At 69.8% G+C, this 15,722-nt stretch carries 14 protein-coding genes; 5 read left to right on the top strand and 9 right to left on the bottom strand.

Annotation, left to right across the window (positions count from 1 at the left end; translation table 11 throughout):
- Positions 1–31 precede the first annotated feature (31 nt).
- Both FBT69_02510 and FBT69_02505 read right to left on the bottom strand, forming a co-directional pair.
- Positions 32–1,117, bottom strand: coding sequence for an extracellular solute-binding protein (locus FBT69_02510; GenBank protein MDL1903668.1), 1,086 nt, complete (start codon positions 1,115–1,117; stop codon positions 32–34).
- Positions 1,104–2,867 (bottom strand): hypothetical protein, encoded by a 1,764-nt coding sequence (locus FBT69_02505; GenBank protein MDL1903667.1) that lies wholly within the window; start codon positions 2,865–2,867, stop codon positions 1,104–1,106. The genes FBT69_02510 and FBT69_02505 overlap by 14 nt, the downstream gene beginning before the upstream one ends.
- Between FBT69_02505 and FBT69_02500 the strand changes: the two genes are divergently transcribed.
- Together FBT69_02500 and FBT69_02495 are read left to right on the top strand one after the other, a co-directional pair.
- A complete protein-coding gene (locus FBT69_02500) occupies positions 2,798–4,375 on the top strand; it encodes a hypothetical protein (GenBank protein ID MDL1903666.1) in 1,578 nt (525 codons plus the stop codon). The genes FBT69_02505 and FBT69_02500 overlap by 70 nt on opposite strands.
- Positions 4,372–5,529: a hypothetical protein gene (locus FBT69_02495; protein MDL1903665.1), complete on the top strand. Its 1,158-nt coding sequence runs from the start codon at positions 4,372–4,374 to the stop codon at positions 5,527–5,529. Before FBT69_02500 ends, FBT69_02495 begins: the two co-directional genes overlap by 4 nt.
- Here the strand turns inward: FBT69_02495 and FBT69_02490 are convergent.
- The 6 genes from FBT69_02490 to purB all read right to left on the bottom strand — a co-directional run bounded on the left by FBT69_02490 (position 5,516) and on the right by purB (position 11,148).
- Positions 5,516–5,812: an FmdB family transcriptional regulator gene (locus tag FBT69_02490; protein MDL1903664.1), complete on the bottom strand. Its 297-nt coding sequence runs from the start codon at positions 5,810–5,812 to the stop codon at positions 5,516–5,518. The two genes, FBT69_02495 and FBT69_02490, sit on opposite strands and share 14 nt — an antisense overlap.
- Before the next feature lie 12 nt (positions 5,813–5,824).
- The gene (locus tag FBT69_02485) at positions 5,825–6,151 is read right to left on the bottom strand and encodes a hypothetical protein (GenBank protein ID MDL1903663.1); all 327 of its coding nucleotides are present in this window, start codon (positions 6,149–6,151) and stop codon (positions 5,825–5,827) included.
- A 46-nt stretch (positions 6,152–6,197) separates the two neighbouring features.
- Positions 6,198–6,608, bottom strand: coding sequence for a response regulator (locus FBT69_02480; GenBank protein ID MDL1903662.1), 411 nt, complete (start codon positions 6,606–6,608; stop codon positions 6,198–6,200).
- A gap of 113 nt (positions 6,609–6,721) precedes the next feature.
- Complete coding sequence (locus FBT69_02475) at positions 6,722–7,843, bottom strand: lysophospholipid acyltransferase family protein (GenBank protein ID MDL1903661.1); 1,122 nt, start codon at positions 7,841–7,843, stop codon at positions 6,722–6,724.
- A gap of 7 nt (positions 7,844–7,850) precedes the next feature.
- On the bottom strand, positions 7,851–9,293 hold the full coding sequence (locus tag FBT69_02470) for a hypothetical protein (protein ID MDL1903660.1): 1,443 nt from the start codon (positions 9,291–9,293) through the stop codon (positions 7,851–7,853).
- 277 nt (positions 9,294–9,570) lie between these two features.
- Complete coding sequence (purB, locus tag FBT69_02465; GenBank protein MDL1903659.1) at positions 9,571–11,148, bottom strand: adenylosuccinate lyase; 1,578 nt, start codon at positions 11,146–11,148, stop codon at positions 9,571–9,573.
- On the opposite strand from purB, the gene FBT69_02460 reads away from it, so the two are divergent.
- Positions 11,062–12,024 carry a sigma-70 family RNA polymerase sigma factor gene (locus FBT69_02460; protein MDL1903658.1) on the top strand — a complete coding sequence of 321 codons (963 nt, stop codon included), beginning with the start codon at positions 11,062–11,064 and terminating at the stop codon, positions 12,022–12,024. The genes purB and FBT69_02460 overlap by 87 nt on opposite strands.
- Positions 12,021–13,148 carry a hypothetical protein gene (locus FBT69_02455; protein MDL1903657.1) on the top strand — a complete coding sequence of 376 codons (1,128 nt, stop codon included), beginning with the start codon at positions 12,021–12,023 and terminating at the stop codon, positions 13,146–13,148. Before FBT69_02460 ends, FBT69_02455 begins: the two co-directional genes overlap by 4 nt.
- A gap of 14 nt (positions 13,149–13,162) precedes the next feature.
- Here the strand turns inward: FBT69_02455 and FBT69_02450 are convergent, their stop codons facing one another.
- Positions 13,163–13,963, bottom strand: a complete 801-nt coding sequence (locus FBT69_02450; GenBank protein ID MDL1903656.1) for a hypothetical protein — start codon at positions 13,961–13,963, stop codon at positions 13,163–13,165.
- Positions 13,964–14,245: 282 nt separating this feature from the next.
- Here FBT69_02450 and hppD point away from each other — a divergent pair, with 282 nt between their 5' ends.
- Positions 14,246–15,445 carry a 4-hydroxyphenylpyruvate dioxygenase gene (hppD, locus tag FBT69_02445; protein MDL1903655.1) on the top strand — a complete coding sequence of 400 codons (1,200 nt, stop codon included), beginning with the start codon at positions 14,246–14,248 and terminating at the stop codon, positions 15,443–15,445.
- The last annotated feature ends 277 nt before the right edge of the window (positions 15,446–15,722 follow it).

The following is a 15,722-nucleotide window of genomic DNA, read 5'->3' as shown; positions in this document are numbered from 1 at the left end:
GCAACGGTCCGGCCCGTTCGGCGTGGATCGCTCAGCCCCCGCCGAGCACGCGCCTGCACGCCTCCATCGTTACGGCATCCACCGCCGCAACCGCCTCGTAATCCACCACCCATGGCGACGGAACCTCGAACCGCGGGTACGCAGCCCTGAGGCCCGGACGCAGCGGGATGTTCCCCGAATCGCTCTCCGCGAGGATGCGCTCGCCGCGCTCGCTGAGCAGGAACTCGACCAGCCGGCGACGCGCCTCCGGGCCGCCAGGCCCGCCGCGCACCAGCGCGACCGTGTTCGGCATCAGCAGCGCACCGAAACTCGGCAGACCCTCGACCCGCTCGCCCGGCTCGTCCGGCCGCTCGTACACCAGGTCGATCGCCCAGCCGTTGCGCTGCGCGACCCAGACGTCGTCGGTGTCGGTGAGGCAGACATCGATCTCGCCGTCCGCGATGCCCCGCACAGCGGAGGCGTTCCCGCTGTAGATCCGCACTCCGTTGCCCTTCAGTGCCGTGAGCCATGCCTCGAAGGTTTCAACCCCGCATGCTTCGACGAGCGCGCCGAAGTGCCCGCGCGTGGTGCCGAACTCGGGGCGAGCGATGCCGACTCGCCCGCGCCAGCGCGGGTCGGTCAGGTCGCGGAGTGTGCGCGGCGCGTCCTCCGCCTTCACGCGGCCGGCGTGGTAGGCGATGACGCGCGCCCTGGCCGCGAAGCCGTGCCACGTGCCGTCCTTCGCGCGAACAGGCCACCCGCCTTCAACGCCGGTTTCGAGGCCCGTCGCCGGCTCGAACAGCCCCTCGCGCGCCAGCCGGATGGTGCCGAACGGCTCGCTGGACCACCAGACGTCCGCCCTCGGATTGTCCTTCTCCGAGAGCAGCCGCTGCACCAGGCCGGTTGTCTTCGTCGCCTCTGTGTCGCCCAGAAGGCGTACGCGCACGCCGGTCTCGGACTCGAACGCCGCGACCATCTCCCGCAGCACGTAGTCATCGGCGGACGAGTAGAGCACGACCGGGTCTCGCTCCGCGCTCTCGGCGCTCTCACGCGAGCACGCGCACAATGTTCCCGCCATCAACCCGAGCAGCACGAACAGACCGGTACGGCGAGGGACGATCGACCTACTTGCCGCCATCCCCGCCCGCCTCCTTCTTCGCCCGCTCGGCCCGCACCCGCTCCTCGAGCGTGCCGAAGTAGTGCTTCACCGCGCCGTGGTACTCGCGCGGCACCTGCATGGTCTGGAGCGCCTCAGCGGCCTCCTGCGACGAAACCTCGACCGCCGTGGCGAACTCCGCCAGCGCCTCGCCCTTCACCGAATCGCCCTCGACCAGTCGCGAGCCGATGATCGGCCCCGCCGTCGTCTGCACCTTCGCCTTCACGCGGTTCACCATGAAGTCTGCGGCTTCTTCCTCCGGTCCTTCGCCATTCCCCTGGCCGGGACCGCCGGAACCCATGCTCTGCCCCATGTTCGAGCCGGGCTTCCACGACCCGGTCATGCCGGCCAATCCCGTGCCCGAGCATTGGCCCCACTCGCACTCGCCGAGCGACTGGCCGAGTTTGTTCAGTTGCGCCATCGCCTCCTGCATCGCGGCGTTCACGCCGCCCATCTCCTGCGAGAGCAGCTCGAGTTCGCTGAGTTGCCCGGCGAGCGATTCCATGCCCGACATGCCCTCTTGGCTCATGCCGCTCTGGCCCATGCCCTGAGCCATCCTCGACATCGCCTCGCCCATCGCGCTGCACTGCTCGCCGGACTTGGACATCGCCTCGGCCATCTGCTGCAGCTGCTGCTTCTGCTCGGGCGAGAGGTTCTGCATGTTCTCGAGTGCCTTCTGGAGCGCCTGCGGGTTCGCAGCCGCTTCCTTGGCCTGCTCCCCGCTCATCCCGGCCTGCCGCAACGCCTGCTCGAGCGAGGTCTTCTGCTCGGCGAGCTGCTGCATCTGCCTAGCGAGATTCTCGAGCTGCGCCTTGAGTTGCTCACGCTCCTCGGGCGACATGCTGCCGTCGCCCATCTTCTGCGCCAGTTCGTCGAGCATCTGGCGGGCCTTGTCGAAGTTTCCCTTCGCGAGTTCGCGCGAGAGTTCCGTCATCGGCCCGCGCCCTGGCGTGCGCAACTGGCGCAGCATCTCCTGCAGCGCGTCCAGTTTCTGCCCCTTCTCTCCCGACTGCTCGGCCGCGAGACGCTCCGTCAGGCTCGTCAGCTTGCGGATCGCCGCGCGCCGGACTTCCTCGGCGGTCTGCGGCTTGTCGATCTGTGCCTCGCGGTCGCCGAGCGCGTCGCCCAGCCCGTCGCCCAGATTCGACTTCGCCAGCAACTCGCGGATTTTCTGCTCGCTCTGGAGCGCATCCGCCTTCGCCTCCGCGATCGCCTTCTCCTCCTGTTCGCGCTCGCGCTCGGCGGCAAGCGCGCCGCGCAGGTCGAACTGCGGCATCACGAACCACACCACTACCAGAACAAGCCCCACCACCGCAGGCGCGGGCCATGTCCGCGGACCCGCGATCGGCACGGCGTCGCGCACCACCACCCGGCGCGCCGTCTCGCTCGCGCTCTCCACCACCGCCCGCGACCACGGGTCGTCGCTCCGTTCCACGCACAGCGCGGTGCTGAGCGTCTGGCGCAGGCCCGCGCTCTCGTCCACCACCCGCGCAACCGCGAGGCTGCCCAGCGGGCGCACCACGCACCACACCAGCGCGATCACCACCGCCGAACCGATCGCCGCAGCGAAGACCCACAGCCACGGCAGCCCGAGGAGCACCAGCTTGTCCGCGACGCGCAGCACGAGCAGCGCGCCCAGCGCGGCCGTCAGCGTCACTGTCAATGACGCCAGCAGCCGAACCAGGAACAGCCTCCGCCCTGCCGCCGCCAAGACCCGCCGGACTTCGTCCATGGCCGCTACTCCTTCGCCCGATGCCTCAGCCTACTCCATCGGACTCCCCTACCGATCCAATTGTTCGCTTTCACCCCCCGATGGTTGCCCCGAATCCCCCCAGACCCCCCGTCCGGCTTGCCGATCGGCCTCTCCGACCCCAAGATGGCCCCCTCATGGCCTCCGACGCCCATCTCCGGCGATCGCTTCTCCGTTGGCTCGATGCCCCTTGGATCGACCCCGCCTGGGCCGTCCGCGCCTTCGATCGCCAGCGGGCCATCGATCCCCGCGGGCTTCGAGTTCACGCCGCGATGGCCCTGCTCTGGTGCCTCTGCCTCGGCGGGCCGATCAGTATCTCTGAACTCGCAGGCATCCCGCTCGCACTCGCATTCCTGATCCGCATCCATCGACACGTCGGCACGCTGCCGTGCTTGCTCGTGCAGCCGCCGGTCATCTTCATCCTCTCGTGGGCGGCCTGGGGCGCGCTCTCGCTGCTGTGGAGCGACGACCCCGCAAAGGGCTTCGATCAATACAGCCACGCCCGCTGGTTCGGCGCGATCGTCTGCCTCTGGCCGGTCGTCGAGCGGCGGTCGTTGCTGCTCGGTGCGCTCACGCTCGGCATCACCCTCGGACAACTCTCGCAGATCGGGCACGCGGTCGGTGGCTCGCTGGGCATCGACTGGCTCACTTGGCCTCGGTTGCCCGGTCGCAACTCCGGATGGTGGGATCCGGTCGTGGGCGGGTCGATCCTCACAGCCGCGCTCGGCCTGCACCTGCCCGCAGCGGCGTGGGGGCACGGCAAGTGGCGCATGCTCGGCGTTGCCGGCTCGCTCGCCTCACTCGCGGGCATCGCGGCGACGGGGACGCGCGGCGCATGGATCGCCGCCGCGGTACTCATCATGTTGGTCGCGCTCGCGGCGGGGTGGCGGGCAGCGCGGTGGCGCGGGCTTGCGCTTGCCTGCGCCGTGGCGAGCGTTCTCGTGGTCGTAGTGGGCGCCGGGGCATGGACGCTGGGGGGGCAGGCGCTGCGCGACCGCATCGTCACAGCGCGTGCCGAGGTCACGGTCGCGCTGCGCGACGGTGAGTACAACTCGGACACCGGCGCACGCATCGCCATGGCGGGCTGGGCTGTCGTCGCCTTCGCCGAGCGACCGCTGACCGGCACGGGCGCGGGCGGGTACAGGCACTGGGTGGAACAACGGCTCGCCGCGCGCGGCATCGACCCGGCGTCGCGCTCGGTACACGACCACGCGCACAACGCCATGCTGCACGTCGCCGCGACGGTCGGTCTGCCTGGGCTGCTGATCGCTATCGCGTTCATCGCTTCGGTGTTGCGAGGGGCGGCGCGGCGCCTGCCTGGCGACGGTCCGCCCGGATACGCCGACGGCCCGTTCTGGTCGCTCGTGGGTCTGCTGCTTGTGAGCGCGTTCGATGTGGTGCACATGAACGCGCAGACCGGCGCGATCATGGCCGCCTTGACTCTGCTGGCGATGCCCTGGCGCCCGCCTCCTCCCGAGCGTGCCGCGTGAAGATTCTGCTCCTGGCCGACTTCGCCGAGCGTCACCCGTGGTCGCCGACCGCGTGGGCGGTCGGCCTCGCGCACACGCTCCACGACCGGGGACACGACCTGCTTGTCGCGTGCGATGGGGCGGATGCCCCCGACGACTTCGCCCCGATGCCCGTGCTGGTGCGGGATGAGCGGCGCACCGCTCGCCACGCCCATCCGCTGCGCTTCGCCCGCTGGGCCGGAGCGGTGCGCGCCCGGCACGCGGATCGTGCGTGCGTCTCGCTGACACACTTCTCGCCCGGCGACCTCTGGATCCCGCTCGGCCCATCGACGATGGCGTCGCTGCGAGCGAACATCATGCTGCGCCGATCGTCACCCGGCTCCATGGCGGCGTACCTCGCCGACCGTCCGTGGCTGGCGCACGCCGCGCTCGCCGAGCGGCGTGCCCGCGCCGTGGCGGGACGGACCGGCGCTGTCCGCGGCGCGCTGAACGTACCCGCCGGCGCGCTGCCCGATGGTCGAATGGGCCTGGGCTTCGCCAGCCGCCTGCCCCCCCCCGACGCCGCGCGCGATGCGGGATTGCGAGCGCACACCCGTCGCACGCTCTGCCTGCACGAGGATGAGATCGTCATCCTGCTCTCGGGCATCCACCTCGACCGGCCCGGCTTGCACGAGTTCCTCGCCGGCGCAACGGGCGCGGGAGCGCGGCCCATGGTCGTCGCCCCCGCCTACCGCGGCTATCGCCTCCACCGGACCGCCGAGCGGGCCGGCACGGGCGATCGTGTGCGCCTCGTTGGCGCGACCGCACGTATGGACGCGCTCTTTGCCGCCGCCGACCTGGCGGTCGCGCCCTTCGCCGCGCCCTCGGGCATCACCACCGGCCGCTTCGTCTGCGACGCGATCCGCTCGGCGCGGCCCGTGCTGGCACGTGCGGACGCACCCGGCGCGGAACTCATCGCCCTTGCGCCCGAGATCCGACCCGGTGGACTCGTGCCGGACCCCACGCCCGAGGGCTGGCGGCAAGCTCTCGACGCCGCGCTCGAACCGGAAACACTCGCTCGATCGCGTCAGGCGGCCCAGTCGCTTGCGCCCGAACTCGGGCTGGACGCGCTCGCGGACCGCCTCGTCACGTGCCTGGAAACACGCATGGGGTCGCGCACGGTCAGTCCCGCGTGATGGTGCGGGGCCCCTTGCCCGCACGTTTCTCGTACACCCCGTCGCCCGATCGCTGGTACTTCGTGAAGCCGAGCCGATCGAGGTTCGCATCGCTCAGCTTGCCCTTGCCGGGTGCGCCCGACCACTTGCCCGCGATCATCGGCGCCTGGGGCACGCGACGCACCGGCTCATCCGTCTCGGGGTGCTTCGTGAGCGCGGGCGCCGACATCGGCTGCACCCACTCGAACGTGCGCCCGGTGCCCTTGCCCTTCGCGTCCATGATCTCGTAGACGTAGGTGGGCATCGTCCTTGCTCCTCAGAAGAACGACCGTCCGGAGTCCGGATCGACCATGCGCCAGCCGAGCGTCTTGCACATGCGCGAGAGCACGGGCCACGCGGTGTCGGCGTCGCCGATCGAGACCATGACCTGCGCCAGTTCGTCCTGCCCCATCGGCATCTCGACGACGAAGCCGGGGCCGTAGAGCCGGTCGGTGCCGAAGGCGACCGCCTTGCCGGAGCCGTCGCTGTGCGTGTTGAAGCGGCCCAGCGAATCGACGATCTCGGCGCGGCGCCCCAGCGGCACGGTCTCGCCCGGCGCGCCGGCCTTCGAGTTCATCAGCACCACCATGCGAGGCGTGGACACCGCTGCGCTCCCGTTGTGCCGGGGACACTAGCCCGTTCGAAGCGCCTCAGTCCTCCTCCTCCGCGTCGCGGGCGTCAATGAGCGCCACGGCCGCGTCAAGGAGCTTCTCCAGCGGCACGGGCTTGAGCAGGTAGGCGTCCACGCCGAGGCTCTCGGCATAGGCTTGGTGACGCTTGCCCTCGTTGGCCGTCACCATGATGACCAGCGGGCTGTCCTCGCGCCCCTTGATGCGCTCCAGGGCAAGAAACCCCGACCGCCCCGGCAGCATCATGTCGAGCACCACGAGGTCGGGCGGATCGTCGCGGCAGAGGTCCACGGCCTTGTTCCCGTCCGAGGCGAGGAGCGTCTGCGCGCCCTCGGCCCGGAACGCCGCGTCGATCGACTCCAGCACGTCGCGGTCGTCGTCCACGATCAGCACGCGCACGTCTTCGAGCCGATGCCGGGTACTCGTCATCATCCAACGCTCCTTCCGCCCCGCCCGTCCTTCATCCGTCCCACCCGCCGCGCGGGTTGCGGCATGTGCATCATTGAATCACGCAGAGCCCCTGAACGCAAGCGAAAACCGCCCCCTCAGGGAAGCCGATCCAGCCCGTGCTGCGTCAGAAAGGCCGCGTCACGGGCGGACTGCTCTTCAATCCGCGCCACCTCACCCTCCGTCATCCAGGGGAGGGCGCGGAGTTTCTCTCGCAGAGAGGGCGGGAAGGGCCGGCCCTCACGCTCGTGCCGCGGTCGGCTCTTCCAGATGCGGTGCATCCACAGGTACTGCTCGGGCGCGGAACGGACCATCGTCTCGATCGCGCGACGGTATCGCGCCGTGAGGTAGAAGAGCGGATCGGGCTGCGCCTCCCACTCCTCGGGCATGATCTCGTCCACCATCTCGACGCGATATCGGACGCCGCAGTCATCGTCGGCGCGGTCGCCCGCGCTGAAGCCGTGCTCGACAGGCCGATCGCGCACGCTGTTCCACCCGAGCCGGCGCGCCTGCCCCACGACCACCGGCGTACGGAACCGGATCGCCAGCAGGCCGATCGACTTGTACGTCGAGGCGAGCCGACCGAAGAACGGCACGAACATGCCGCGGTCGCCCGCGTTCTGGTCGGCGACGATGCCCATCGGCGCACCCTTGGCCAGAATCCGCGGCATCTCGTGCATCGCGCCGAACTTGTCCACCAGCGTCATCCCACGCCGCTCGCGGCTCTGGCGGAGCCATCGGTCGAGCGGCCGCATGTCCAGCGGGCGGTAGAGCGCGTGCACCGGGTAGCCGAGCAGCGCGACCACGTAGCCCAGCAACTCCCAGTTGCCGCAGTGCCCGGTGATCATCACCGTGGGTCGGCCTCGCATGAGAGCGCGGAGCGCGCCGTCCACCCGGTCGAGTTCGACGTGGCGGAGCCAGCCCTCCTCGTTCATCAGCCGCGGCGTGAGCGCCACCTCCACCCCCAGCATGAACAGGTGCTCGTACGCCCGCACCGCCAGCCCGAGGCGACGATCTTCGTCCCAATCCGGGTAGACGAACGCGAGGTTCGCGGCGGCGCGGCGAAGGCGCGCCCGGTTCATCGGCGCGCCTGCCCAGCGCCGGGCGAGGTCACGGGCGCAGCGGATGCTCTCGCGCGGGGGCAGGATCAACGGCAGTGCCGCCGCCGTGCGGATCGCGTAGTACGCGGGTGGGTGCAGGAACGCGGGCAGGCCGCCCATGCCACGCTCAACGCTCCCCGAGCAGCGTCCGCAGGCGGTTCTCGTTCAGCACCGGGATCGACGTCGCCGTCGCCTGCGCGAACAGCTGCTCGTATCGCCGCAGCGCGGCCTGCAACTCGGTGTACTGCAGCACCACGGCGATCGGCGCCTGAGGACCGGGCGCGGGCGGCAGCACCGGCGCCTGTCCCAGCACCAGGAAGTCCACGTCGCCGCTCAGGTCGTCGATCACCATGCCGCCCCAGGCCTCGATCTTCGCCCGGATCGCGGCCTGCTCGGCCTCGGTGGCGACGCCGTCGTTGTTCGCGTCGAAGTTACCCGCGACCACCATCTTGTAGACCTTGTTCGGGTCGTAGACAGGGTTGGCGATCACGTCGCCACGCACGATCGGGTTGCCCTGCACCTCGAAGAGCACCCGGCAGAGCGAGGTCGTTTCGTCCACGCGGATCACTTCGATGGACGCCTTGCCGCGAGGGTAATCGCCCGTCTCGGGGTCGGGACGGATTGCGGACGCGCTGGAATAGACGGAGAAGGACATCCCCAGCGGCACCTTGTTGCGCCTCCCGACGCTGATCGTCACCTGCCGCTCGGTCGCGTTCGTGCCGACGATCTGGCCGTCCACGAGCGCGTACTCGTCCATCACGCGGAAGAGATCCTTGGTGCGCTCGCCGCGCAGCACGTCCAGCTGGTTCTGGAGCCGCGCCCGCTCGTCCTCGAGCGCACTGATGCGGTCGAGCAGCTGCCCCTCGCGGTCGCGAGAGTCGCCGCGGATGCGCTCGACGCGGGCGTCCATGTCGGCCCGCGCCCGGTCCGTGCCCGCGCGGTAGGAGTTCAGTTCGTCGCGGTAGCGGTCCAGTTGCTCCTCGATCGCCGCCAGCGTCGCCTGGTGGCGGGACTGGATCGCCGCCACGCGCTCTGTCTCGTTGCGAAGATCGTTCTCGGCGACCACCCGCGCCCGCTCGGCGTCGGCGAGGTTCGAGGCCAGCCGCGTCGCGTGTGCGTCCACGTCGCGGAGCAGTTGCAGCATGTTCGAGCCTGCGACGAGGTCCTGCAGTGACGGCGGCTGCGCGCCCTGCTGCGTCGGCGTCCAGCCGGTCGCGGCCGCCACGCCCGCGAGCCGCACGTTCCCGAGACGCTCCATCATCGCCTCGAAGGTGTCGCGCCCGGAGCCGGAGAGCCGCTCCATCGTCTGGCGGTGCGAGGACTGGAGATAGCCGACGACGCTCTGGCCAGAGCGGCCCGCAAGCTGGGCCATCGAGACAATCTGCGGATCCTGCTGCTCCTCCTGGCGGACGAACTCGCGCAGGGCCTGCTCGGCCATCTGCTTCTCGCTCTGCGTGCGGCTGAACTTGCCGTAGAAGACGATCGTCGCCACGAACAGCCCGAGGCTGAGCAGGCTGAGGATCGTGATCGTCACCAATGTCCCGACGCTCGCGCCGCTGCGTGCCGCCATGACCGTACTCCGCCAGTGGCCCGCCCCGCGACGCTCGTCGCGAGCCGGGCCGGGTGTTCCGTACAGGGCGCGTGGATCGGCACGCCGCCCGTTTCTCGTCGCCCGGGCCGACCCGACCCGGCCGCGTCCCCCGGCTCCGAGAGCCTAGCCCCCCGGCCGGGGCCATACGCCCCCGCCCCCCGAGGGGATGCGGGCCGTGAGTCTCCCGACAGAGGGCGTCCGCGTCAAGCCCGAGGGCGAAAGTCGGGGCGGCAGATCGGGAGAGATCGCTGGATCTTCACACCCGCGGCTCGCTCTCGCCCAGCCGGGCGATCGCCTCGCCGTACTGCTCCCGCAGCGGCTCGACCACCTCGCGGATGAACCGCTCGGTCTGCTCGACGCTCCGCCCGACGTACTTCATCGGGTCCATGAGGCCGTCCCAGTCGATCTCGCCGTCGAGCATCCCGCCGCGGGCCTTGGACTGGAACGCCGGGTCTGCCCGCAGGCGGTCGAGCAGGTCGTTGTCGAGGCCCTGCTGCTTGACGCGCATTCCCGCGGCCTGGGCGTGCACGCGGATGCGCTCGTGGTAGTCCTGCCGGTCGCCCCCCAGCCGCACGCACGCCATCAGGATGTTCTCGGTCGCCAGGAACGGGAGTTCGGCCATCAGGTTCCGCCGCACCATCGCCTCATGCACCACCAGCCCGCTCGCCACGTTGTGCATCAGGTCCAGCGCGCCGTCGAGGGCGAGGAACGCCTCGGGAAGCGAGAGACGCCGGTTCGAGGAGTCGTCGAGCGTGCGCTCGAGCCACTGCGTCGCGGCCGTGTCGTAGGCGTTGCCGACGAGGTTCATCACGAAGCGCGTCAGGCCGCAGATGCGCTCGCAGCGCATGGGGTTGCGCTTGTACGGCATCGCCGACGAGCCGATCTGCTTGTCCTCGAACGGCTCGTCGATCTCCTTGCGGTTGGAGAGGAGCCGGATATCGGTGGCGATCTTGTGGAGCACGGAGGCCGTGGCGGCGAGGTCGGAGAGGATGAAGCAATCGACGACACGGGGATAGGTCTGGCCGGTGAGTCGGAACGTACGAGTGGAAGCGAGAGACCGCGCGATGGAGCCGCGTGCCGCATCGGGGAGCGTGGCGTCGATGCCGCCGTTCCCGGCGAGCAACAGCAGCGCATTCTGCTCGAAGGCATCCGCGCGGTTCGCATCGCCATCGAAGAGCGCGGCGAACGACGCCTGCGTGCCCGTCGCACCCCGAAAGCCGCGCCGACGGAACGAAGGCCGGTCGATCGGCTCAGTCATGCGCGACCGACACAGGATCAACTCATCGGCGTACTGCGCGAGCCGCCGGCCGACGGTCGTGGGCTGGGCCGGCTGATAGTGGGTGAGGGCCAGGCAGGGGACGCTCCTCCACTTTGCTGCTGCTCCGCTCAGGGAGAGAACGACTCGAACGATCTTCTCTTCGATGAGCCACGATGCTTCCTCGGCGATTGCCAGATCCGCGTTGCACACCACGTCCTGGCTCGTCATCCCCAGGTGGATGATCGGCCGCGCCTTCGGGCACGAGTCTCCCAGCGCGTGCACGTGGGCCATCACGTCGTGGCGGAGTTCGCGCTCGTACTCCTCGGCCTTGCGGATCTCCTCGTCGGTGATCCCATGTGGGGGTCGCTCGACGACCGCCCGCAGTTCCTCGACCTGCTCCCGCGTGACCAGCGGCGAGGCGTCATCCCGCGTCTCCTCGTGCATCGCCTCCGCCACCGCCAGCCAGACCCGTCGCCACGTGTTGAACTTATGCCGCGCCGACCACAGCCGCAGCATCTCCGGGCCGGCGTTCCGTGCGGCCAGCGGCGAGGTGTACGTGTCGTAGGGGCTGGGCACGGGCAACTCTATTCATGCAAGGGAACCACAAACGGAGCACGCCACAACGGAGCACGAAGCGCAAGCGAGTGCCATCCTCCGACCATCCAGTGCCTTCGGCGCGACACGGGTCCTCAGCAGTGGATCGATGCGGTAGCGGGTGGGTTCGGGCGGTCGGGCACCGGGACTCACTTGCGCTTCGTGCTCTGTTTTGTCTCCTGTCCTGATCGAGTAAAACCGTACCATCCACCCGTGCCCCGGTCCGATCCCACGCCTGCCGTGCCCGCCGACGCCCGTCCCGACGAGGACGCCGTCGATCGCACGCTCGTGCGGGCGATCCGTGCCGGCCGTGCCGAGGCCTGGAACGACCTCGTTCGCCGGTATCAGGACCGGGTGTTTACCCTCTGCCTCCGCATGGTGAACAACGACCGCGACCTCGCGGCCGACCTTGCGCAGGATGCCTTCCTCCGCCTCATTCGAGGCATCGACTCCTTCGACGACCGTGCCCGGCTCTCCACCTGGGTCTATCGGGTCACCATGAACTCATGTCTCACGAGGCTGCGCAAGGAGAAACTCCGCCGCCACCCGAGCCTTGACGCCTCACAGGCCACGAACGACGGTCTCCCCGCGTCCTCCCGGCGGCAGACCCGGGAACCGCAGCCCGCCTCGCGTGTCCAAACCGTTGATGAGCGCGAGCGGCTGCTTGGCGCCTTGGGGGCACTCTCCGATGAGCACCGCGCCATCCTGATCCTGCGAGACTCGCGCGGGCTGGAGTACGAGCAGATCGCGGAAACGCTGGACATCCCGGTCGGCACGGTGCGGAGCCGGCTCTTCCGCGCCCGGGCCGCCCTGCGGAGCGAACTCGAATCACCTCGTGGCGGGAAAGAACACACGTGACCAGCATCAACCCCAACACCCCCAGCACCGACCCCCCCCTGACGCCGGAGGAGTCCGACATCCTCGACCTGATCGAGGGCCGCCTCCCGGAGGCGAAGGCGACCGCGCTCCGCGCCCGGCTCGCCCGCGACCCGTCGCGAGCGGCCTGGATCACGGCGGTCGTGCGCGACAAGACCCTCTTCCGCTCGATCGATGACGTGCCCGCGCCGCGCACGCTGGCGGAGTCCGTCGAGACCGCGCTCGAACGCGAAACGCTGCTCGGCCTGTCAACAGGGCGTCACGTCGCCGCGCCGACTCCGATCACGCGGGTCTACACGCAGCCGCGCTGGCCGCGGCGCCTCGGCGTTGGGCTTGCGGCGGCGGCCGGACTTGCCCTCGCCGCCACGGGCCTCTTTCTCGTGATCTCCCGCCCGAACCTCTCGAACACGCCGGACCCGACGGTCGCGACGAACGACAACGCCGTGACGCCCGATCCGAACTCGCTCGCCCGTGATGACGGCGCCTCGCCCGTCGTGGCGCCGGACCCGACCGAGGCGATCGGCGCGGCCACGACGCTGGCGGACGCCGCTCCGGCGCGCTCCGGCCCGGTCCTTTTCACGAACGCGGAGCGAGCGGCCGAGCTGCTCGCCGAAGGCCGATTGCTCGTTCGCGTGCGCGCGGCCGACGCCGCGCTCGCGACGGAGCGTGTCGAGCGACTCGCGCACGGCTCGCAGGGGACCCGGGCCTGGCGACTGCTCTCGGACTCCCCGGACAGCGTGCGTCTTGCCGTTGCGGACGCGCTCCGCGGCCCGGTCGAGCCTTCCCCCATCTTCAGCCCCGACGGCGTGGCGTTCGAGCGCGTCGACCGCAGCACGCCGCACCTGGCGGCGTCGCGGGGCGCGCAGCCCGCCCCGCTGGTGCTCTATCTCGCCGAGACACGGACGGATCGTGCATCGCTCGCCGTGCTGCTCTCCACGCTCTCTGTGGGTGACCGTCAGCAGGCCGTGTTCGAAGAACTCCCGGAGCCGCTCGACACGCCGCCCGTTGTTACGCCAGAGGCCGTGCTGTGGTGGGCGCAGCCGCCGTCCGCATGGACGCCGCGCGCACACGTGCCGATCGTCATCGAGCACCTCGGGCGCGACTGACGCGGTTCACACGATCAACGCGAGAGCAGCGACGACCGCAGGCGGCCGATGACCGTCCGCACGGTCACCTCGCGCGGCTCGCCGTCCGTCCGGGCGGAGGGCAGTGCACCGAGCGCCGCTGTCGCCGACTCAAAGCCGCCGGACGGGTCGAGTCCGGCTTCGAGCCATTCGTCCCACGCGCGAGTCAGCCTGCGGTTCAGTCGGCCAGCGGCGATGCGTGGCTCGTCCGCGCCGAGGCCCGTGAGCAGGCGATATGCGAGTTGCGCTACCGAGCCGATCTCGTCGCGGATCAGTTCCGTGTTGCCGCGATCCAACCCCTGAAGCCGCCGCGCCAGCCCGAACAGTTCGATCATCACCCGGCCGTGTCGATCCACCAGGACCTCGTCGATCGAGAGCGGCCCGTGGTGCAGGCCGACCGCGTGCGCCGCCCCGAACGCTTCGAGCAGGTGCGCTACGGCCCGCTCCGCCTCGTACGGTCCCAACTGTCCGCCCTTCGCCTCCAGCACGTCGGCGAGCGTGACCAATCCCTCCTGGTTGCCGCTGTACGGCGTGACCAGCCAGCCGCGACCGTCGCCCGCGAACGAGAACTCGCCGATCGGCAGAACGTGCCCGTGCCTGAACGCGCTGAGCGTCTCGAACGCCTCCAGCAGCCTGCGCTGCTCTGCCTTGTCGTGGCAAGGCGCGAATCTGTGCAGCGTGTGGCTGGTCTGGCTCCGCTCGTGCAGGGCGAGCCATCGCTCGCCGAGTCGCCCATCCGTCAGTTGACGGACCAGCACATACGGGCCGAGGGAGACACGGACAGGTTGCGGACTCATGCAGGCTTGCCCCCACGGGTGGGCCACGCCGGAAACGCCCGGCATTGCCGACCCGCGACACCCGATCACGCCCGCGCCCGGCCGTGGGGCAGGGGGGGGCGGTCCAAGGCCCGGATGATACCGCCGGATCGGCACCCTGTCTTCGGCTCTCCGGTTCGACACGGAAGAGAAGACGCGTGTCTCCTCACAAACTCCGTACATCATTCCCGAGCCTCGCGCGCTCCCCTACCATCCCGTGTCCGGGCGCACCGGGGGCGCCCCGAGTCAGCCAAGGAGGATGCCATGACTTCCGCCGCCGCAGCCAGCCCGAGCCCGACCGTCCGCGGCTCAGACCCCCTCGCGCTGATCGACGTCGATCACGTTCGCTTTTACGTCGGCAACGCCAAGCAGGCCGCGTTCTTCTACGCCAACACCTTCGGCTTCCGCATCGACCAGATCGCCGACCTCACCACCGGCTCGCGCGACGAGGCCGACTACCTGCTCACGCAGGGCAACATCCGCTTCATGCTCACCACCCCGCTGACCAAGGACCACCCCGCCGCGGAAGAGATCAAGCGCTTCGGCGACGGTGTGAAGGACGTTGCCTTCACCGTTCACGACGCCGAGGCCGCCTGGAAGCAGGCCCTGAAGAACGGTGCGAAGTCCGCCCGTGAGCCGCGCGTCATCTCCGACAGGAACGGCTCCGTCACCGTCGCCAGCATCCACACCTACGGACGCGTCATCCACACCTTCGTCAGCCGCACGGGCCGGTACGCCCTGCCCGAGATCAAGCGCGGCACGGAGTTCATGCCCGTCTTCAAGAAGATCGACTCCCCCGTCAACGCCTACAACGAGCGCCACCCGTGCGGCCTCAAGTACGTCGACCACCTCGTCGGCAACGTCGAGGACGGCAAGATGAACGAGTGGGTCCGCTGGTACGAAGACGTCCTCGGCTTCTCGATGTTCAAGCACTTCGACGACAAGGACATCTCAACCGAGTACTCCGCACTCATGTCCAAGGTCATGGCCAGCGGCAACAACCTCATCAAGATGCCCATCAACGAGCCGGCCGAGGGCAAGAAGAAGAGCCAGGTCCAGGAATACCTCGACTGGCACGACGACACCCCCGGCGTCCAGCACCTCGCCCTCCGCACCGACGACGAACTCGCCAGCGTCGCCGAACTGCGCCGCCGCGGCGTCGACTTCCTCAGCCTCCCTGACACCTACTACGACGTGGTCTGGGATCGCGTCAACAAGACCCTCCGCGAGCACGGGCACGAGGGCGTGCGTGAGGACTTCGACCGTATCCGCGACCTCGGCATCCTCATCGACGCCGACGACGAGGGCTACCTGCTCCAGCTCTTCACCAAGCCCCTCCAGGACCGCCCGACCCTCTTCTTCGAGATCATCTGCCGCCGCGGCAGCCAGTCCTTCGGCAAGGGCAACTTCAAGGCCCTCTTCGAGGCCCTGGAGATCGAGCAGGAGAAGCGGGGGAACCTGTGAGTCCCATCAGGAATGACAATGCCGGCCATGCTCGTGGAGGATGGCTGGCGATTCGTTTTCTGGACGAATGAAGGCACGGAACGCCCGCATGTTGACGTCGAGAAAGCAGACGCTTCAGGGAAGCGGCGACGCTCATCGAACGTGCGTTCTCCTCTGCCGAGGTCCGTGCCGTCGTGAGCCAGCGGAACCGGGAGCGACGCCGCCAGAGGCGTCGGAAGCGCTCGCCGCGCCGAGAGGGGTCATGGGAGGCTTGCCGACGCCGTGGGATTCCAGACGC

Origin of the sequence: Synechococcales cyanobacterium CNB (assembly GCA_030263455.1) — a bacterium.
Lineage (GTDB): Bacteria > Planctomycetota > Phycisphaerae > Phycisphaerales > UBA1924 > CAADGN01.
The sequence above is the reverse complement of the archived record's forward strand: the minus strand, read 5'-3'. Positions and strand labels throughout refer to the sequence as shown.